Genomic DNA, 20240 nt, shown 5'->3' on the forward strand with positions numbered 1-20240 from the left:
GTCACACCCCGAGATACGCTTCCTTGACCGTGTCGCTCGCCAGCATCTCAGCCGAGGTGCCGGACGCCCTGATCGTGCCCGCCTCGATCAGATAGGCGCGGTCGACCACCTTCAGCACCTGCTGCACGTTCTGCTCGACGATCAGCACCGTCAGGCCGCTGGCGCGGATCCGTTTCACCAGCTCGAACACCTGCTGCACCACGACCGGCGCGAGCCCCGCCGAAGGCTCGTCGAGCAGCAGCAGCTTTGGATTGGACATCAGCGCACGACCGATCGCGCACATCTGCTGTTCGCCGCCGGACATGGTGCCCGCCATCTGGTGGCGGCGCTCCTTGAGGCGCGGAAACAGCTCGAACACGACTTCGAGCCGCTCGGCATAGTGCCCCCGCGCCTCTTTCATAAAGGCGCCAATCTTGAGATTGTCATCGACTGTGAGCTGCGGAAACAGCCGGCGGTTCTCCGGCACATGCGCGATGCCGAGGCTGACGATCTTGTGCGCCGGCGTCGCCACGACGTCGACACCTTCCATCCTGACTGACCCGCGCGAGGGACGGATCAGGCCGGAGATGACACGCATCAAGGTGGTCTTGCCCGCGCCGTTCGGGCCGATGACGCCGACCGCCTCGCCGGCCCTCACATCGAGGGCGACGTCGAACAGGGCCTGGAAGGTGCCGTATCCGGCATTGACGCCGCGAAGCTCCAGCATCGGCTACCCTCCCGCCCGGCGGCGCGCTTCGGCGGCCGCGGCCTGCGTGGTCTCGGCATCGGTGCCGAGATAGACCTCGATCACGCGCGGATCGCCGGCAACGGCACTGGGAAGCCCCTCAGAGATCTTCTCGCCGTGATCGAGCACCATGACGCGGTCGACGACGCGCATCAACACGCCCATGATGTGCTCGACCCAGATGATAGTGATGCCGAGCTCGTCGCGGATGTTGCGCAGCATGTCCGCGGCCTGATCCATCTCGGCCTCGTCGAGACCGCCGAGGCTCTCGTCGGCCAGCAGCAGCTTCGGCGCGGTGGCGAGCGCCTTGGCCAGCTCGAGCTTCTTCAGCCCTGCTGCGCCGAGCCCATCGACGCTGGCATGGCGATCGGTGGGCAGGCCGACCATGGCAAGCGAGCGCTCTGCCGCCTCTTCCGCCCTGGCGCGGCTGTGGCGGCCCTGGCCGTAGAAGCCGGCAAGCGCGACGTTCTCGAAAATGGTCAGGCGGCGGAAGGGGCGCGGAATCTGGAAGGTGCGGCCGATGCCGCTGTTGATGATCCGATGCGGCGCGAGGCCCGCGATCTCGTGGCCGCCGAACAGGATCGAGCCCGATGTCGGCGCCAGAGTGCCGGAGAGCATGTTGAAGATCGTGCTCTTGCCCGAACCGTTGGGGCCGATCAGGCCGAGGATCTCGCCCTCGTCGACCTTGAACGATACGTTGTTCACGGCGGTGAAGCCGCCGAACCGCTTCACCAGCCCGTTCACTTCCAGCACCGCCGCTCTCCGCCGCTACTGGTTGCTGTAGGTGGTGCCTTTCGGCAGCGGCAGCACCGCCTCGCGCTGCGCCTGGCTCTTGGGCCACACCACGTAGGATTTGTCGTCGACGTACTGGATCACGACGGGAAACGAGCGCTCGTTCTGGCCGGCGATTGGCGAGCCCTCGCCGTGGAATTTGACGCCAAAGCCGAGCATGGTGCCGCCTTCGGGTATGTCGGTGTCGAGTGCGGCCTTGCGCAGGGAGTCGGGATCTATGCCGCCATATTTCTTGATCGCTCGCGGCAGTACGTCGGTGAGGAATAGGTAGGTGTTGGACGCAGCCATGCCGACGTGAGCCGAACGTATGGCGACGCCCGGCTTGCGCTTGTCGAACTCCTCGCCAACCGCCTTGATGATCGGCGGAAGCTTCGGATCCATGCTCTTCTGGTTGGCGAGCCAGATCGAGATCGGATCGGTGTTGAAGAAGTAGTTTACATCGGCGCCCAGGCCTTCTTTCAGCTTCTCATAGACCCCGTAGCCGGCGCCATGTCCCACCAGTGCACCGAACTTCAGCCCTTGTTCGCGAGCTTGCCGGAGTAACAGAGTGATATCGGGATTGTAGCCGGTGTGGAAGATCACATCCGGCTTGGCCCGCTTCAGCTTGGTGACTAGCGCAGACAGATCCGGGGCCGTGGCCGAATATCCCTCCCTCAGCACGATGTTGAAGCCGGCCTTCTTGGCACCGGCTTCATTGCCTTTGGCGACGTCGACGCCGTAGGCGCCGTCCTCATGGATGATGGCGACCCGCAGGTCCTTCGGATCCTTGCCCAACTTTTCCTTCGTGTTCTGCGCGATGAAGTCCATCGTCATCATGCCGAACTGATCGCCGGAGGCCTGCGGCCGAAACACGTATTTGTAGTTCTTGTTCTCCAGCACCGCGGACGAAATGCAGGTCGTGATCCACATGAACTTCTTCAGCTGCTCGACGCGCGCTGCCACCGGCACGCACTGCGCCGAGGAAAAGAAGCCGAGCAGCATGTCGACCTTTTCCTGCTCGATCAAACGGATCGCTTCATTGATTGCGACGTCCGGCTTGCTCTGAGCATCGGCATAGATCGCCTCGATCTTGTAGCCCTCGACATCCCTAGCGCTGTACTGATCCAGCATGATTCTTGCGCCGGTATATTGCAGCTCCGAGCCGCCGCCGGCGAGCGGGCCGGTCAGATCATAGATGACACCGATCTTGATCTTCTTCTCCTGAGCCTGGGCGGACGCCGCCAGGCCCGTCGCGGCAATCGCGACCAACACCCCGCGTACCAAACGGATAGCCATGCGCAGGCGCATCAGAACCTCCCTGGACGATTGTGTATCGCAGTCTTGTTGCTTTTGCTTTTTGCCCATCACATGGGCTGGGCGCGGCGATGTCAAGCCTCGCGCATCAGCGCGACGCGAACTGGCGCTCGACGAAGGCCGTGACAAATCGCGGCATGGACGGCCTGAGATCACCCATGTCGCGCACGAGATGAATGGCCGACAATTCAGGCTCGTCGTCACGTGCGAGATTGGCTTCGATCCGGGCACGGGCCTCTTCGCCCGGCATGTCCAGGTTGAGGATCTGAATCATCGCAATCGCACGGCCGGAGACGACGCAGTGCCAGTCCGCCTCCGCCGCGTAGTCGTCGGCGGTCAGCCCGGTCTCTTCCGCGATCTCGCGGACGACGCTGCCGGGAACGTCGAGGGCGCCATCCCTGACGTCCCCGAGGTCGGGCGTGCCCGAAGGGAAATAGATGCGGCCGGCATTGGCAGTGTGCTGTGCCATCTCGCCCATGATGAAGGCGTTGTCGGTCGTGCGTAGCGCACCCATGCCGAAACCGTTGAACACGGCTGTATCGGGGAAGCCCCAGTCGCGCCAAGCGAGGAAGCTGGCGAAATCGGTCTCGAAATAGGTCGCGGCGAAATGGTTGCCCGTGAACACGGGATCGCGCCCAAGCAAGACACGGCCGTTCCAGATCTTCGGCCGCTCGCGCTGCTTTTCGGCGAAATGCGCCGCGATCTCGGCGCGCCGTTCCTCCGCGAACGGCCAAACGATCGGCCGCACCGCAAGTTCAAGCGTCGTGACGCGATGAATGACAGGTGACGTCATGACCGGGCGACTATCACGCCTTCGCGTCGGCTATTTGGCATTCCCCGTGGTCTTCTTGGCCTGATCGACGAATTTGTTGGTGAAGGTCTTGCTGACGTCGATCTTGGCGTTGGCGACCTCGGGCGAGCCGACGCTGAACACCGCGAGCACGGCGTCGGCGCCCTTCGGGTCCATCTTGCCGGTTTCCGAGAACATCGGGATCGTGTTCTTCAGCGCGGCGAGATAGAGGTCCTTGTTCTTGCCGACCGTCTCTTCCGGCATCTTCGCCATGATCTCCTCGGGGCTGTGCGAATGGATCCAGGCGAGCGTGGCGAGGATCGCATTGGTGAGCGCCTGCGTCTCCTTCTCGTGGCCGTTGATCCAGGCCGCGGTCGAATACAGCGCGCCCCCCGGGTATTCGCCGCCGAACGTCTCGAGCGTGTCCTTCTGGGTGCGGGTGTCCGAGAGGATGCGAAGATCCTTGTGGCTGCCCTGAAGCACGGTCACCGAAGGATCGAGCATCACGGCCGCATCGATCTGGCCCTGCTGCATGGCGGCAACCGCAGTGGCGCCAAGGCCGACGCCGATCACGGCGGTCCCGGCGGGATCGAGCCCGTTCTTCTTGAGCATATATTTGAGGAAGAAGTCGGTGGAGGAGCCGGGCGCGCTGACACCGACCTTCTTGCCTGCGAGATCCTTGACCGACTTGATATCATTGGTGCGCGAGGGCGCGACCACCAGCACGAGGCCGGGGTAACGGTCATAGACCACGAAGGACTGCAGCTCCTGCTTTTTGGCCGCGAGATTGACGCAATGGTCGAAATAGCCGGAGACCACGTCGGCGCTGCCGCCGAGCACGGCCTTCAGCGCGTCCGAGCCGCCCTTGAGGTCGACCAGCTCGACATTGAGGCCCGCCTTCTCGTATTCGCCGAGCTGCTTGGCCAGCACCGTGGGCAGGTAGCACAGGCAGGAGCCGCCGCCGACCGCGATGGTCACCTTGCTTTGCGCCGCGGCAAGCGAGGTGGTGAGCGTCAGCGCGAGCAGCGCGCCGGCGAGCCTGGCAATCGTATTCTTCATCGGTTTCCTCCGTTCGGCCGGCGGCACCATAGAGCAGCGGGATGGGCTTGAGAAGCACTCCTGGGTGGGCTGGCCGCCGGCCTTTCGACGCAATCGCATGCGGCAGACAAGAACGATTCCCGATGAGGAGGATCAAGACGCCGCCGAGGGCGCCTGACGACGTCACGTTGCCGAATTGAGGCCTCGCGATTAGGCTCGCGCCGACGCGCGGGCCCGTTTCGTGAATTTCGCCGCTAGATCGAGCGCGCCTGCTTCCGGATCTCGTTCGCGATCGGCCTGAGGGTGTCTGTCGGAAGCTGGCCGACGAGGGTATAGCCGAGGCCGTCATCTATCCAGGCAAAACCCGCGACGTTGCCGGACGACTGCGGCATCATCGGCGCATCCTGATTGCGGCTGCTCATCGGACGCGTCAGCACCACGAGGCGATCGCCGCGATCGTCGTCGTACATGAACATCGCGGCCGGACCGTGCGAGGTAGCGACCAGGCGCCCGCCCATCAGCCGATAGCCCGAGACGGAGAGGTCCGGTACCTTGACCGGCTGTCTCAGCCGGTTGGAGATCCATTGCGTGAGCTCTGCCCTGTCGGCCGCCCGTATCTCGACCGGGCGCACGCGATCCGGTGCGTAGACGCCATAAGTATAGGCTGCTTCATTGGCCAACGCGGATAGTCCGTTCGAACTGTCCTGCACTACGCTGCGCATCGTCCATCCGCCGAGGCCTCCGATACCTAGAAGCAACATCGCAGCGATTGCCCGCCACGCCCGCGGGGGACGGCGCTTCCGGCTCTCGATGATGTGCGACAGGTTCAATTCCGCGGGCAATGGCTCGTCGGCGATTGACGCGAGCGCGCCACGCAGCTGCTCGCGCTGGTTGGCGAAGTCCGCAACGCGGTTGGCGACATCCGGATGCTGGTCCAGATAGGATGCGACCTCGGCGCGACGCTCGGGCTCGAGCGCCTGGTCCACGTAGGCGTGGAGATCATCCTCCGTGATCGGCCGCTGGCTCATTTCAAGCTCCGCAATGCGACGACGTTCCTCGGCCCCACCGCATCCATCTCCTGCTGCAACCGCTCCCGTGCGCGCGACAGGCGCGACATCACGGTGCCCACCGGAACGCCGAGAACTTTCGCAGCATCCGCGTAGGAGAGATCCTCGACTGCGACCAGCAGCAAGACCGCCCGTTGCTCTTCCGGCAGCCGTGCAAGCTTGCTCAGGACGTCCCGGTAGATCAGTCTTTGTTCCTGCGCTGCCGCACTGACAAGCTCCTGCTCACCCGCATCGTCGATCGGCATATGCCTTCCCCGCGCCGTGGCTTGGCGGAATTGCGTGATCGCCAGATTGTGAAGGATGGTGAAGAGCCATGCGTGGACGCTGCCATCGCGCCGCTGATGCCAGCGGCTGACGGCGCGCTCCAGGCAGTCCTGGACCAGATCGTCAGCCGCCGCGCGATCGCGCATGAGCGCACGCGCATAGCGGCGGAGCGCGGGGATCAGCGGCTCGACCTGAACCAGCATATCCTTCATGACGCGCTCGGCCTCATCTCGGTTGATGCCTGCCGAACGTCATCGCGCCTCGATTTGAATGACGTCGCCCGGCATGGCCGCGTCGCCGGACGCAATCACCAGATATCGCTTGGCAGCCGCGGCAGACTGGTCGACGATCTGCCGGATCGGACCGGCCGCGTTGACGATGGCCGATCCGGCCGGATTGGTCATGAACGCCGCCAATGGCTGCAGCGGCCCGCTTCCATCGCCATGGTCCGCCAGCGCCAGCACATATTTCTGCCTGGGCTGAAGTCCCGTCACCGAAGCCTGCAGGACCTGTATCAGGCCCTGATCGAACAACGACACGCTGGTCGGCGCTTGGCCGCCCCCCGCATCACCCTTCGATACAAGCGCGAGATGAGCAACCTGGCCGGCAACCCCGAGAGCCTGCAGGTTTTTGCGGTCATCCGGGTCAGCCGCGGCGTTCGGGACATAGGCGATCGCCTGCGGCGCCTGGCCGATCGGAACGTTCGCGATTACCTTGTTGGTTGCCGTATCGATAGCCGCAAGCGCGTCGGCATTCTCCAGCCCGACATAGATGCGAGTCCCGTCGCCGGACGGCCACACACCGTGCGGAAGACTACCGACCGGGATCGTCGCGACCTGCGAGAAGTCGTCGGTTCGGAACACCTTCACTTCGTTCAGGCCACCGACAGTGACATAGGCAAACGTGCCCTTGGCCGTATGCGCGAAGTTGACGTGATTTGTGATCGGGCCGGTTTCAATGGTTTTGATCGCATTGAACGGCGGCCTTGCGTTGAACACTTGGGTCCGGCCCACGTCTTTCAGCGTGAACCACACTTGGTTCCCATCCGGCGTCGCCGCGATGTTCGGGCAGAATGGGCTCTCCTGCTTCACCCTCGCGATGATCTTGTGCTCGGCAACAGCGACCACGTCAGTCTCGGGATTGAAGGACGAGCAGATGTAGCCATACTTGCCGTCGGGTGAGAAAATCTGCATGCCGGGCCCGTTCGGGGTCGTGATGCGGGTCTTCTCCTTGAAGCTGGTCGGGTCGATGACCGAGATGTAGTTTTCGCCGCGAACGGTGACCCACACCTCCTTGCCGTCCGGCGTGTAGAACGCCTCGTGTGGCGACCTCCCGACGTAGGTCACGTGCTTGACCGCGTTGGTCGCGGTATCGATGAAACTCACGGAGTTCGAACCGATCGAGACCACGGCGAGCGTCTTGTGATCCGGCGAGAACCCCATGCCGTGCACGAGGACCTGGCCCTTGTAGAGCGGGCTAAAATTGCCGGGTTGCGGGTCGCCCAGCCGGATCACGCCGAGCAGCTTGTTGTCGACGGGGTCAGTGACCGAAACCGTATTCGAGAATTGTTCTGCGGCGTACACGCGGTCGTGGTGGCTGATCGGAATATCGGGGGCGGACAGCGCGCCCGGTGCCTGCCCCGCCCAAGCAGCGGATCCGCCCGCAAGCATCGTGGCGGCCAGGAAAATGCTTCTCACAACCCTGCATTTCGATGTGCTCATGTATGTCGCTCCTACTTCTTCATTCCGGCGGGCATATCCATCTGCATGCCCGAATGTTGATGAACGTTGGCCACCGGAGCGGATGCCGGTTGCGTCGGAGCAGGTGCGGTGTCCGAGGCCGGCTCGCCTAGGGCTAGCTTCATGGCCGCGATCTCCTGCATCTGATCGACAATGATTTCCTGAGCGATGCGCCGCAGCTGCTCGTTCTTGCCATAGCGCAATTCGATTACTGCCATGTCGATCGCGCCCTGATGATGCGGATTCATCATTGCGACGAAATCGCGATCGACGTCGCCGGTCGGCTTGACCGCCATGTCGTTCATCATCTTGGTCATAGCGGCTTCATTTTCTTCCAGAAATGCCCGCTCCTCCGTGCTCAGCGCGGCCGGCGGGCTGGCCGGATGGGACTCATGCGCGAACGCGAGCGGTGGCACAGCGAACGCGAGGAGAATGCGCGCGGCGAGGAACGCCGCGCCGAAGCCGGACCGGCGCCATCGACATCTGGCTGAGAGCGCCGCTACGGCGCAGCGAAACTGTGACGGGTACATCAAGAACTCCCATGCGGGTGGTCGCATGGGGGTTTGACGCGCGGCGGCGCCTTCTATTCCGGCCCGCCGATCACATAAATGTCAGCGCGCGACGAGGCGGCTTAACCACGCCCATCCGACGCGGTCGGCCGCCACACCAGCAGCCGCCGCTCCATCAGCGTGACGCCGAAGTCGATCAGGATGACGAAGGCCGAGAGCACGAACATGCCGGCGAACACGCCGGCAACGTCGAACACGCCCTCGGCCTGCTGGATCAGATAGCCGAGCCCCGCCGCCGATCCCAGATATTCGCCGACGACGGCGCCGACCACGGCGAAGCCGACCGAAGTATGCAGCGAGGAGAACATCCACGACAGGGCCGACGGCCAATACACGTGCTGCATCAGCTGCCGCTCGCTCATGCCGAGCATGCGACCGTTGTCGAGCACCGTGCGGCTGACCTCTTTCACGCCCTGGTAGACGTTGAAGAACACGATGAAGAACACCAGCGTCACGCCGAGCGCGACCTTGGACCAGATGCCGAGCCCGAGCCACAGCGCGAAGATCGGCGCCAGCACGACGCGCGGCAGTGCGTTGATCATCTTCACGTAGGGGTCGAACACCGCGGCGACCAGCGGCTGGCGCGCGAACCAGAAGCCGACCAGCACACCGCCAAGGGATCCGATCACGAAGGCGAGGATCGATTCCGCGAGCGTGATGCCGAGATGCTTCCAGATCACGCCGGAGGAAAACCACTTCACGATCTGGCTGAACACGTCGACAGGATTGGAGAAGAAGAACGGCGGCAACAGGATCTTGCCGAAGACCGGCACGGTGGCGAGCAATTGCCAGAGTGCGAGGCAAACGATGGCGACCAGGATCTGCAACGCCAGCAGCGTCACGCGCGACATCAGACCGCCTCCGCCGCCTGGGTGGATTGCGCGTAGCCCTTCATCACCTCATCCTTGAGCACGCTCCAGATCTCGCGATGGAGCGCATGAAACTCCTTGTCGAGCCGCACCTCGAAGATATCGCGCGGGCGCGGCAAGCTCACGCGCCAGTCGCCGATGATGCGCGAGGACGGCCCGGCCGACATGATCACGACACGGTCGGCGAGCGCGATCGCCTCTTCCAGATCGTGGGTGACGAACAGCACGGCCTTGCGGTCGGCGTTCCAGAGATCGAGCAGCAGGTTGCCCATGACCTGACGGGTCTGCGCATCGAGCGGCCCGAACGGCTCGTCCATCAAGAGGATCTTGGGATCGCGGATCAGCACCTGGGCCAGGGCGACGCGCTTGCGCTGGCCGCCGGAGAGCATGTGCGGATAGCGGCCCGCAAAGGCACCGAGGCCGACGGAGGTCAGCCATTTTTGCGCTTGCGGCAGCGCATCAGTGCGCGGCGTGCCCTTGATCTCGAGCCCGATCGCGACATTGTCCAGCGCGGTCTTCCAGGGGAACAGCGCGTCGGCCTGGAACAGGTAGCCGGCATCCCGGTTCAGCCCCGCCAGCGGCCGGTCGAAGATCCGGACGCTGCCGGCGGCGGGCTTGAGCAGCCCTGCCGCAACGTTGAGCAGCGTCGATTTCCCGCAGCCGGTCGGGCCGACGATGGCGACGAACTCGCCCTGGGCGACCATGAGATGAGCCTTCTCGACCGCCGTATAGACCCGCCCGTCCCCGAGGCGGAACGCGACCTTTGCATCTTCCAGCGCCACCGCCATGGGCGTCGTCATGTGCTTCCTCCGAATTCAAGCCGATGCCTTAGCCGCTCGCGCGGCCAAGTTCAATCAAGGGCCCAAGCGTGCTACGCATGAGGCCCGTCACCCCGCCCCTCAGAGGCAACCGAGCCGAGCGCACGTCTGATGTCGTCCAGTCCCATGATTGGCTATGCACACGCCACCAAGAGCTTCGGCTCCCTCAAGGCTCTGGACGATGTATCGATCGAGATCGCCGAGGGCGAGTTTGTGGCGATCGTCGGCGGCTCGGGTTCGGGCAAGACAACGCTGCTGCGGCTCGCCAATCGGCTGACCGAGGCCGACGGCGGCACCATCACCGTCGAGGGCGCGGACGTGAGAGACGTCGATCCGGTCGCGCTGCGGCGGCGGATCGGCTACGTCTTTCAGAGCGGCGGGCTGTTCCCGCATTTGAGCGTCGCCGACAATATCGGTATCACACCGAGACTGCTGGGTGTCTCGGCGGCGGATATCGCGGCGCGTGTCGACGAGCTGCTCGAGCTGGTGCAACTCGACCGTGCCGCGCATCGCGACCGTCTGCCGGAAGCGCTCTCCGGCGGCCAGCGTCAGCGCGTCGGCGTAGCGCGGGCGCTTGCCGCAAGGCCTCGCATCGTGCTGATGGACGAGCCGTTCGGCGCGCTCGATCCCCTCACCCGCGATGCGCTCGGCGACGACTATCGTTCGCTGCATCGCAAGCTCGGCCTGACCAGCGTGATGATTACTCATGACATGACGGAGGCTATCTTGCTCGCCGACCGCATCGCAGTGATGCGCAACGGACAGCTGCTCGCACAGGGCACGCCCAATGAGCTCGCCAAGAGCGGCGACGCCTACGTGCTTGAGCTGCTGCGCACGCCGCGGCGCCAGGCCGAGCGGCTGAATGCGCTGCTGCCGAAGAGCGGTGCGGCATGAGCCTCCTCGCCGATCCACGCTGGGGCGAGGCGCTGGCTCATCTGCCCGATTATCTCGGAAACCATGTGCGGGTGAGCCTTGCCGCACTGGCGCTCGGTCTCGCCGTCAGCCTGCCGCTGGCCATCCTCACGCGCAATCGCCCGGCGCCGCGCGGTCTCCTGCTCGCGTTCGCCAGCATCGTGCAGACCGTGCCTGGACTGGCGCTGCTTGCGCTGTTCTATCCGCTGCTGCTCGCGGCGGCCTCGGTCGCGCTGGCCTGGTTCGGCGTCTCCTTCTCCGCTTTCGGCTTCCTGCCGGCGATGCTGGCGCTGGCGCTCTATTCGATGCTGCCGGTGCTCCGCAACGGCATCACCGGGCTCAACGGCATCGATCCCGCGCTGATCGAAGCCGCCAAGGGCGTCGGCATGACCGGGCGTCAATCGCTTCTGATGGTCGAGCTGCCGCTGGCGCTGCCGGTGATGATGGCGGGCATCCGCACCGCCGCTGTGTGGGTGATCGGCACCGCGACGCTGTCGACGCCGATCGGGCAGACCAGCCTCGGCAATTACATCTTTGCCGGGCTCCAGACCCAGAACTGGGTTTTCGTGCTGTTCGGCTGCCTGGCCTCTGCCCTGCTCGCGCTCGCTGTCGATCAACTGCTCGGCCTGATCGAGAACGGCCTGCGTCGTCGCAGCGGTCTGCGCGCAGCGCTCGGCTGCGCCGGGATCGCGGCCCTCCTTGCTGCAACGCTGGTGCCGACGATGGGGCGCTCCTCGCAGGGCTACGTCGTCGGCGCCAAGACATTTGCCGAGCAATATGTGCTGTCGGCGCTGCTCAGGGACTGTCTCCAGGTCTCCGGCCTGTCCGCGACGGCGCGCTCGGGCCTCGGTTCGAGCGTGATCTTCGGGGCGCTGAAGGCCGGCGACATCGATCTCTATGTCGACTATTCCGGCACGCTTTGGGCCAACCAGCTGCATCGCACCGACATCAAGCCCCGCACCGAGTTGCTCGCGGAACTCAAGACGGCGCTCGCCAAGGACAACATCACCCTGCTCGGCGACCTCGGCTTCGAGAACGCCTATGCGCTGGTGATGCCGAGGAAGCGCGCCGAGGCGCTCGGCATCCGCACCATCACCGATCTCGCCGCACACGCATCGACGATGTCGATTGCCGGCGACTACGAATTCTTCTCGCGGCCCGAATGGGCGGCCCTGCAAAAGAATTACGGCCTTTCGTTCCGCGCCCAACGCCAGATGCAGCCGGATTTCATGTATGCGGCCGCTGCCAGCGGCGAGGTTGACGTGATCGCCGGCTACACCAGTGACGGCCTGATCGCGAAGTACGATCTCGTCGCACTCGACGATATCAGGCACGCCATTCCGCCCTACGACGCCATCCTGCTGCTCGCGCCGAAACGCGCCCGCGACGAGCGATTGCAGGCGGCGCTGCGGCCGCTGCTCGGCAAGATCGACATCGCCACCATGCGCGAAGCGAATTTGCGCGCCAGCGGCAACGACGCGAATTCGTCGCCGGATGTGGTGGCGAAGTGGCTGTGGGGCAAGGTGGGCAAGCAGTAGATTCGCGGCAAGCCCCGTCCTCCTGAGGTGCGAGCTGCGCGGTGCATAGCACCGTGCGGCGAGCCTCGAAGGATACGGCCGCGATGCAGCCGGGCCGTACATCCTTCGAGGCCTCCGCTACGCTCCGGCACTTCAGGATGACGGTAACAAAAAACTACAATCCCCTGATCATCCCCGCGTCGATCAGCAGCCGGTTCAGCCGCCGCGCCTCGGCGCCGTCCTTGCAGCCGTAGAAGATGCCCTTGCAGCGGACCATGATCTCCTTCTGCTCGGCGAAGGACGGGTCGAGCGGAATGCCGGCGGCTTCCTGGATCACCAGCGGCAGATAGGGGCCGTCGATCGTGTCCATCACGGCCGCGCTCTTCAGCGGCTCGAAATTGACGGCGTCGATCGCATAATAGGTCGCGTAGAGACGCGGATCGTAATTGTCCAGCTTCTTGCCGAGAGCGCCCTCGTCGAGCCCGGGCTCGAGGATCTGCGGTGCGAATTCCGGCTGGTGATCGCCGTAGCGCACGATCAGGAAGGGCTCGCCCGGAAAGTTCTTCTTCAGCCCGGCGACGAAGACCTTGTACTGCTCGGCGCTCATGGCCTGCCGGCGCAGATATTCGTCGATCGACGGCGCATTGCCCGGCGCGCGCCAGGTTGGCAGCAGGTCGGGGCGGAAGCGCGTCTCCCAGGGGAAATGATTGGCGCCGAGATAGATGAAGGTGAACAGCGGCTTGTTCGGCGGCTGCTGGCCCATCAGTTGGAGCGCCTCGTCGTAGAAGAAGCTGTCGGGTTCGACATCCTTCGCGCCGAGGTCTTTCGAATCGAGAAAGCGCTCGATGCCGGTCGTCATCTGGAAGCTGCGCGCGCCCATGAAGCCGCCATTGGCGGGATAGAGCGACAGCGTGTCGTAGCCACAGCGGCGCAGCGCCAGTGGCAGGCCGCGCTCAACCCGGCTCGATGCAATGCGCGTCACGAAATAGGCGAAGCGTCCGAACGAGCGCGACGAGAGCCCCGCGAGCACGTTGTATTCGGTGAACCAGCTCGGTCCGCCATTGCTCTCGGCCAGGAACGTGCGCTGCTTGCCGTCCCAGGACTTGAAGTGGCTGCCATAGCCCTGTGGCACCTTGATGCCCTGCGCCGTGCGGATGTCGAAGCTCGATTCATCATGGATCATGATGATGTTCGGCCGGCGGCCGGCCGGATGGCAGGCGTCGACCAGCGGCACGTTGAGCCGTTCACTGCTCGAAGCGGCCGCCTCCATGAGGCCGTACTGCGCGAAATCCGACACCGCGCTGACGCCCGAGCGGAAGAATTTCGAGAGATAGCCGTCGTCGTAATAGCTGCGCCAGGCTTCATCCGGATGGTAGAGCGAATACCCCACAAGCCCGGCGAGGCAGGCGAGCTTGCAGGCCAGCGCCGGCAGACGGCGGACGCGGAACGGGTCGAGCCACCATAGCGAATACATCAACGGCAGCGTGACCAGGCCGGCCAGAATCACCGACCAGCGCAAGTTCGGGAAGATCGTGAACAGGAACGCGACGGTGTCGCGGTCGATCATCATCAGGTCGATGAAGTTGACTGTCATCTGCACGACCGCGTGCTTGAGCTGTGACAGCAACACCAGCACGACGACCATGGTCAGCGACAGTGCGCCCGAGAGCGCCGGCCGCCGCAGCAGCGTGATCCAGAAGAAGTTCAGGGTACCCCAGGCGAGCGCAAAGGACAGGCGCGAGCCGAAATCGGTCTCGGTCTTGTACATCAGCGCGAGAGCAGCGAGATGCGGCGCTGCGACCGCGAGCAGGCGCCAGATGCCGAGCGCGGCGACGCTCGCCAGCACGGCGGTCGCGGCAGAAGGACCTGGATTGGGCGCGGACGCCATCGAAAATACGCTGAACTTCAAGTCCGGCCCTGTGACACGTCTGACCGGCCGGTCAGGGCGTCCGGCGCAGCCGGAAGCCTGCACCGTGTCATAAAACTGTAACGGAATGGTCAAGGACAGGCAACGCGCGGGGCGGCCCGGCCTTCGCTTAATGTTAGCGAGCGGCGAAGCTGCTACGGCTTGGCAACGCCTGCGACGAACAGGTCGAGCCCCTCGTGCGCCACCCGCTCGATTTCACGCTCCTCCAGGCGCCAACGCCATGGGCGAAATGGCTCGTGGTGGAGACGATATGGAGATGCGCGGGATCGCGCCGTGGCCCAGCGCCATCTCGAACTTGTCACGAAAGCGCCGCTGCGCCCCCTTCGCCACGGCCATCAGGGCGTCGCGCTTTTCGGGAGTGCCGCAACGGCGCTCCCGGCGACACTGCCGCCCGGCACGCGGCCTCACGGACGGAGATCTCTATTCCCTCCGCCGCGAGTTGCAGCGCAGCATCGAATCAGCACGCGGCAGCGGCAACACGGCCCCGATCAGGTGGCGCATCGGCTCCGGCGGGATCTGATGGCGTACCTTGGGACCCGCCGCGGTCAGCGCTCGATCACGATTTCGGCGATGCGCTCGGCCGGTATGCAGCGGCCTGGCCCTCAGTGGACGCGAGATGAGAATGCGGATGAAGAGCCGAATCCTTGCCCCCTGAAGACGCAGAGGTTTTGATGTTCGGAATGCAGGGAGAAAGTGAGACAAACGCCGCAATACCAAGAATGTGGTTTAAAAGTCGGTTCTTCGCGTTCAGGCTGCGCGTCAACCCGCGAAGAAATTGAACGAAGCAGCAATGCTTCGGGCGGGACAGAAAGAGCGAGACCACTGTTTGCGATCTCGCTCGATCATAGCCGCGAAGATTTAAGATTTGGTTTGGCGAGCAAGGTTGCGTTTCGTCCGTCATCCGGGGCGCGCTTTAGCGCGAACTCGGAATCTCGATCCACAACCTCTGGATTCCGGGTTGCGCTTCGCGCCCCCGGAATGACGGCGTAGCCGTCAGTTCTTGCTCTTGTCGACCAGCGCGCCCTTCTTGATCCAAGGCATCATGTCGCGCAGCTTGGCGCCGACTTCCTCGATCGGGTGCGCGGCGAGCTTGGCGCGGGTCGCCTTGAACGAGGTCTGGTTGACCTTGTTCTCGAGCATCCAGTCGCGCGCGAACTTGCCGCCCTGGATGTCGGCAAGAACCTTCCGCATCTCCTTCTTGGTCTCGTCGGTGATGATGCGCGGACCGGTGACGTACTCGCCGTATTCGGCGGTATTGGAGATCGAGTAGTTCATGTTGGCGATGCCGCCTTCATAGATCAGGTCGACGATCAGCTTCACTTCGTGCAGGCACTCGAAATAGGCCATCTCCGGCGCGTAGCCGGCTTCGACCAGGGTCTCGTAGCCGCCCTTGATCAGTTCGACCAGGCCGCCGCAGAGCACGACCTGCTCGCCGAACAGATCGGTCTCGCACTCTTCCTTGAAGGTGGTCTCGATGATGCCGGCGCGGCCGCCGCCGATGGCGGAGGCGTAGGACAGGCCGAGGTCATGGGCGTTGCCCGAGACGTCCTTGGCGATCGCGATCAGGCAGGGCACGCCGCCGCCGCGCTGATACTCCGAGCGCACGGTGTGGCCGGGGCCCTTCGGCGCGATCATCAGCACGTCGAGATCGGCGCGCGGATCGAGCAGGTTGAAGTGAACGTTGAGGCCGTGGGCGAACACGAGGGCCGCGCCCTTCTTCATGTTGTCGTGCAGGTGCTCGCGGTAGATGTCGCCCTGAAGCTCGTCCGGCGTCAGCATCATGACGAGGTCGGCCCATTTGGCGGCTTCGGCGACTTCCAGCACCTTGAAGCCGGCAGCTTCCGCCTTCTTGGCCGAGGCCGAACCCTTGCGCAGTGCAATGGCGACTTCCTTGACGCCGGAGTCCTTCAGGTTGAGCGCATGGGCGTGGCCCTGGCTGCCATAGCCGACGATGGCGACCTTCTTGCCCTTGATCAGGTTCAGGTCGGCGTCGCGATCGTAATAAACACGCATGGTCGTTTCCTCGTTCAGGGCCGAAATCGGCCAATGGTCAGTGTCCGAAGGGTGAAATTTGCGGATTTCGGGGGCTGTCTAGAGCATTTTCAGCCCTGAGGGAAACCCGTTTCTGCATGGAAATCCGCGACATCATGCATCCGTGAAAACGGGGTAGAGGGAAGCGAGCAGCAGGACCGCCATCAGGATATTGAAGGCGCGGACCAGCCGCTCGGAAGTCAGGACCGGCCGTAGCGCAGTGCCGAACAGGGCCCAGACCACGGTCGAGACCGTGCCGACGACGAGGCTGATCACGGTCTGGATGACGATGTTGAGCGGGAATTGGGCGATCGCGGCATAGGCGGTGATGGTGCCGATCACGATCACCCAGCCCTTGGCATTGATCCACTGGAACATGGCCGCACCCCAAAAGGTCATCGGGCCGCGAGCCTTCTCCTCGCCGGGCCTGGCCGGACCGGACAGCGCGATCACGGCGGCCAGGTAAATCAGGTAGGCGGCGCCGGCATATTTGAGGATGGTCTGGAGGATCGGATAGGCCAAGAACACGGTGCCGAGCCCGAGGCCGACGGCGGCGATCATGAAGGCGAAGCCGATGACGATGCCGACGATGTGCGGGATCGTGCGCCGGAAGCCGTAGGTCAGGCCGGAGGACAACAGCATGATGTTGTTCGGCCCCGGGGTGAAGTACATCACCACCATGAAGGCGAGGAAGGCGTAGAACAGCGAGTAGGTCATATTCGCCTCACGCAGTCTTCGGCACGACTTGCGGGCGCTTCGCCAGCACCATCACGGCGATGCCGCCGATCACGGTCAGCATGCCGGCGAGGCGCAGGGGTCCGAACCGCTCGCCGAACACGATGCTGGAGGCGGCCGAGCCGACGAACGGCACCAGCAGCGCGAACGGCACCACTTGCGCGGCGGGATAGTCGCGCAGCAGGCGGCCCCACAGCCAATAGGCGATGCTGGTGGAGATGCCGCCGAGCATCAGCACGCAGAGTGCTGACGTCAGCGACATGTGGGTCAGCGACGTCCAGGTCGGAGCCGGCCCATTGGCGATCAGCGCCAGCACGAGCAGCGGCGCCGCCGACGCGAGACATAGCCAGGCGAACAGGTCGAACATCGGCACGCCGCGGGCGCCGCGCAGCAGGAGATTTCCAAGGGCGAAGCTGAGCGGCGAGATCATCAGCACAGCGAATGCTGCGACGCTGAAATCATAGCCAACGGTGCCGCAGATCATCAGCAGGCCCGCCGCGGCAACGATGATACCCAGCGTCTGCAGCGGCGTCGGCCGCTCGCCGAATGCGAGCGCGGCAAAGCCGATGGTGAACAGCGCCTGGCTTTGCACCACGACGGAGGTCAAGCCCACCGGAACGCCATGGGCGATGCCATAGGCCTGGCTCAGGAACTGGCCGAGGAACAGCGTGAAGCTGATCGCGATCAGAAGCGACCAGGCAATCTTCGGCTTGCGAACGAACAGGCAGGGCACCGCGGCAATGGTGAATCGTAGTGCCGTCATCAACTCCGGCGACAGTTCGTCGAGCGCGATTCGGCTTGCCACGAAGGCAAGTCCCCAGATGATCGCCACCGTGACGGCAATGAGGATGTCGGCGGGCTTCATTATCGTTTCCGGTCCTGCCCGTTCGGACAGCCCTGTTTGTTGTTCTGGTCTAGCCTTGCTCGCCGGCTTTCGGTTTCCGCAGCAGATATGTGCCGTGCATCGGCGCGTGGTAATCGGCCGAGACCAGAGTGAAGCCGACGTCCGTCAGCATCCGCTCCATCACCCAGCCGAAGGTGGAATATTCGTCGCGCATGTGGGTCACCACGCCCTCGCGGGAAAAATCGTGGTTCTTGATCTGGAAATCGGCCCATTGCTCGACGTCACGCTCGACGGAGTCAGGCATCGACACATAGACGATGTCGCGCAAGTAAAAGCTCGCCCCCGGTTTCAGCGCGCGATAGATCCGCGACATCGCCACCGCCTTCCAGAAATCCGGCAAATGGTGCAGCGTGAACTCGCTGACGATCAGATCGTAGGACTCCGGGCGGTAGGCGAAGCTGAGCAGACCTGCCGACTGGGTACGCACCGGCGCCTTGCGGTCGCGGGCGTAGATCTCGGCGAGCGCGAGCATCGCCGGCGAGATGTCGATGGCGTCGACTTCCGCGCCCATCAGCGCGGCTTCGGTGGCGAGCACGCCGTTGCCGCAGCCGATATCGGCGATACGCCAGCCGCGCTGCACACCGAGCATTTTGAGCGCGGCGCGCGCCCGCAGATCGGCATCGTCATGGTTGTCGTAGATCGACGCCACCGCGGGCTCGATCCCCATCCGGTTCCGCTCGTTGTAGTACCAGTCGCGCGCCAGCATGGTTCACATCCCTTCAGGCCCGCGACCGATCGCGGCGACGCCGGTGCGCGACACCTCGACAAGGCCGAGCGGGCGCATCAGGTCGATAAATTGATTGATCTTGTCCGTATTGCCTGTGATCTCGAACACAAAGCTCTCGGTGGTGGCGTCGATCACGCGGGCGCGGAACGCATCCGCCAGCCTGAGCGCCTCGACCCGGTGCTCGCCCTGCCCGCGCACCTTCACCATCGCCAGCTCGCGCTCGATCGAACGCTTCGTCAAGGTCATGTCGACGACTCGGTAGACCGGAATCATGCGATCGAGCTGGTGCTTGATCTGCTCGATCACCATCGGCGTACCCGTGGTGACGATGGTGATGCGCGACAGATGCTTCTGGGCCTCGGTCTCCGAGACCGTGAGGCTCTCGATGTTGTAGCCGCGCCCCGAGAACAGGCCGATGACGCGGGCGAGCACGCCCGGCTCGTTCTGCACGAGCACCGCCAGCGTGTGCGTCTCGTTGGGATCGTGGCGGTCCTCGATGAAGTAGGCGGATGCGGGCTGGTTCATTGTCGTCCCCTCTTGACTCTCCATCACGCCATCGCTGGCGCGTCCGTCCCGACCCAACGGCGGAACAGATCGAAATCGATGTTGCCCCCGGACAGCACGAGACCGACGCGCTTGCCCGACAGTCTTGCCTTTTCCTGAAGTGCCGCAGCGAGCGCGGCAGCGCCGGCGCCCTCGGCGAGATTATGTGTATCGGTCCAGTAGGCGCGGATCGCTGCAGCGACTTCGTCGTCGGTGACCTGCACGATGCGCGAGGCGCCCCTGCGGATCAGGGCGAACGCATCCGGGTCTGGAATGCGCGTCGCCATGCCGTCTGCGAGCGTATTGCTGGTTTCGGTCGTGACGATCTTTCCGGCCGCGAACGACAGCGCGTAGGACGGCGCCTCGGTCGATTGCACACCGACGATCTCGATCTTCAGACCCAGCAGGTCGCGCGCCATGATACAGCCGGAGATGCCGGAGCCCTGCCCAATCGGCACGTAGAGGATGTCGAGGTCAGGTGCGGATCTGAACAACTCGAGCGCATAGGTCGCGACGCCGAGCACGAGATCCGGATGGAACGAAGGCACCATGTGCAGACCGGTAAACTGGGCGCGCCGCTGGGCCTCTTCGGCGGCCGCCTGGAAGTCGTCGCCATGCTCGACCAGTTCGGCACCAAACGCCTTCATGGCGCGGTTCTTCTCGACCGAATTGCCCCGCGGCACGTAGATCACGGCAGGAATGCCGTGACGAGCTGCGGCAAAGGCCAGGCTCTGGCCGTGATTGCCGCGCGTCGCCGAGATGATGCCGCGCGTATTCGGCCGCTCGCGCTTGAGCCGGTCGAGATAGACGAGGCCGCCGCGCACCTTGAACGCGCCGATCGGGGTATGGTTCTCGTGCTTGACCAGAACTTGCGTGCCGAGGCGTTCAGCGAGCAGCGGCCAGGCATGCGCCGGCGTTGCCGGCACGGCCTGCCCCACGATCGCACATGCGTGCTCGAGCTCGTTCAGGTCGAACATGGCT

Annotated in this window: 20 protein-coding genes; 2 read left to right on the top strand and 18 right to left on the bottom strand. The window is 64.3% G+C overall.

Features of this window, described 5'->3' with window-relative positions; genetic code table 11:
• Position 1: 1 nt before the first annotated feature.
• The 11 genes from ABIG06_RS03170 to ABIG06_RS03220 all read right to left on the bottom strand — a co-directional run bounded on the left by ABIG06_RS03170 (position 2) and on the right by ABIG06_RS03220 (position 9945).
• The gene (locus ABIG06_RS03170; RefSeq protein ID WP_370134179.1) at positions 2-706 is read right to left on the bottom strand and encodes an ABC transporter ATP-binding protein; all 705 of its coding nucleotides are present in this window, start codon (positions 704-706) and stop codon (positions 2-4) included.
• Between the two features lie 3 nt (positions 707-709).
• Positions 710-1477, bottom strand: coding sequence for an ABC transporter ATP-binding protein (locus tag ABIG06_RS03175; protein ID WP_124159919.1), 768 nt, complete (start codon positions 1475-1477; stop codon positions 710-712).
• Positions 1478-1492: 15 nt separating this feature from the next.
• A complete protein-coding gene (locus ABIG06_RS03180; protein WP_124159920.1) occupies positions 1493-2803 on the bottom strand; it encodes an ABC transporter substrate-binding protein in 1311 nt (436 codons plus the stop codon).
• A 94-nt stretch (positions 2804-2897) separates the two neighbouring features.
• Complete coding sequence (locus ABIG06_RS03185) at positions 2898-3602, bottom strand: NUDIX hydrolase (RefSeq protein WP_124159921.1); 705 nt, start codon at positions 3600-3602, stop codon at positions 2898-2900.
• 30 nt (positions 3603-3632) lie between these two features.
• Positions 3633-4658: an ABC transporter substrate-binding protein gene (locus tag ABIG06_RS03190; protein WP_199751439.1), complete on the bottom strand. Its 1026-nt coding sequence runs from the start codon at positions 4656-4658 to the stop codon at positions 3633-3635.
• Between the two features lie 233 nt (positions 4659-4891).
• The gene (locus ABIG06_RS03195) at positions 4892-5665 is read right to left on the bottom strand and encodes an anti-sigma factor family protein (protein ID WP_370134183.1); all 774 of its coding nucleotides are present in this window, start codon (positions 5663-5665) and stop codon (positions 4892-4894) included.
• Positions 5662-6180: a sigma-70 family RNA polymerase sigma factor gene (locus ABIG06_RS03200; RefSeq protein WP_370134184.1), complete on the bottom strand. Its 519-nt coding sequence runs from the start codon at positions 6178-6180 to the stop codon at positions 5662-5664. Before ABIG06_RS03200 ends, ABIG06_RS03195 begins: the two co-directional genes overlap by 4 nt.
• A 39-nt stretch (positions 6181-6219) precedes the next feature.
• Positions 6220-7689, bottom strand: a complete 1470-nt coding sequence (locus ABIG06_RS03205) for a YncE family protein (protein WP_370134187.1) — start codon at positions 7687-7689, stop codon at positions 6220-6222.
• Positions 7690-7700: 11 nt separating this feature from the next.
• A complete protein-coding gene (locus ABIG06_RS03210; RefSeq protein ID WP_199751440.1) occupies positions 7701-8237 on the bottom strand; it encodes a DUF305 domain-containing protein in 537 nt (178 codons plus the stop codon).
• A gap of 101 nt (positions 8238-8338) precedes the next feature.
• Positions 8339-9127, bottom strand: coding sequence for an ABC transporter permease (locus tag ABIG06_RS03215; protein ID WP_370134189.1), 789 nt, complete (start codon positions 9125-9127; stop codon positions 8339-8341).
• Positions 9127-9945, bottom strand: coding sequence for an ABC transporter ATP-binding protein (locus ABIG06_RS03220; RefSeq protein WP_370134192.1), 819 nt, complete (start codon positions 9943-9945; stop codon positions 9127-9129). The genes ABIG06_RS03215 and ABIG06_RS03220 overlap by 1 nt, the downstream gene beginning before the upstream one ends.
• Before the next feature lie 129 nt (positions 9946-10074).
• On the opposite strand from ABIG06_RS03220, the gene ABIG06_RS03225 reads away from it, so the two are divergent.
• On the top strand, positions 10075-10857 hold the full coding sequence (locus ABIG06_RS03225; RefSeq protein WP_370134194.1) for an ATP-binding cassette domain-containing protein: 783 nt from the start codon (positions 10075-10077) through the stop codon (positions 10855-10857).
• Positions 10854-12413 carry a glycine betaine ABC transporter substrate-binding protein gene (locus ABIG06_RS03230; RefSeq protein ID WP_370134197.1) on the top strand — a complete coding sequence of 520 codons (1560 nt, stop codon included), beginning with the start codon at positions 10854-10856 and terminating at the stop codon, positions 12411-12413. The genes ABIG06_RS03225 and ABIG06_RS03230 overlap by 4 nt, the downstream gene beginning before the upstream one ends.
• Before the next feature lie 154 nt (positions 12414-12567).
• On the opposite strand, the gene ABIG06_RS03235 is transcribed toward ABIG06_RS03230, so the two are convergent.
• The 7 genes from ABIG06_RS03235 to ABIG06_RS03265 form a co-directional block, all read right to left on the bottom strand.
• Positions 12568-14280 (bottom strand): sulfatase-like hydrolase/transferase, encoded by a 1713-nt coding sequence (locus ABIG06_RS03235; RefSeq protein ID WP_370134200.1) that lies wholly within the window; start codon positions 14278-14280, stop codon positions 12568-12570.
• 1032 nt (positions 14281-15312) lie between these two features.
• Positions 15313-16332 carry a ketol-acid reductoisomerase gene (gene ilvC / locus ABIG06_RS03240; RefSeq protein WP_027577255.1) on the bottom strand — a complete coding sequence of 340 codons (1020 nt, stop codon included), beginning with the start codon at positions 16330-16332 and terminating at the stop codon, positions 15313-15315.
• A gap of 132 nt (positions 16333-16464) precedes the next feature.
• On the bottom strand, positions 16465-17067 hold the full coding sequence (locus tag ABIG06_RS03245) for a LysE family translocator (RefSeq protein ID WP_124159932.1): 603 nt from the start codon (positions 17065-17067) through the stop codon (positions 16465-16467).
• Between the two features lie 7 nt (positions 17068-17074).
• Positions 17075-17950 (bottom strand): EamA family transporter, encoded by an 876-nt coding sequence (locus ABIG06_RS03250; protein ID WP_124159933.1) that lies wholly within the window; start codon positions 17948-17950, stop codon positions 17075-17077.
• A gap of 49 nt (positions 17951-17999) precedes the next feature.
• Positions 18000-18695 (bottom strand): class I SAM-dependent methyltransferase, encoded by a 696-nt coding sequence (locus ABIG06_RS03255; protein WP_124159934.1) that lies wholly within the window; start codon positions 18693-18695, stop codon positions 18000-18002.
• 3 nt (positions 18696-18698) lie between these two features.
• Complete coding sequence (gene ilvN / locus ABIG06_RS03260; protein ID WP_061879307.1) at positions 18699-19241, bottom strand: acetolactate synthase small subunit; 543 nt, start codon at positions 19239-19241, stop codon at positions 18699-18701.
• Between the two features lie 23 nt (positions 19242-19264).
• Positions 19265-20236: a threonine dehydratase gene (locus tag ABIG06_RS03265; protein WP_370134205.1), complete on the bottom strand. Its 972-nt coding sequence runs from the start codon at positions 20234-20236 to the stop codon at positions 19265-19267.
• Between the last annotated feature and the right edge of the window lie 4 nt (positions 20237-20240).

This window comes from Bradyrhizobium sp. USDA 326 (assembly GCF_049739485.1).
GTDB lineage: Bacteria > Pseudomonadota > Alphaproteobacteria > Rhizobiales > Xanthobacteraceae > Bradyrhizobium.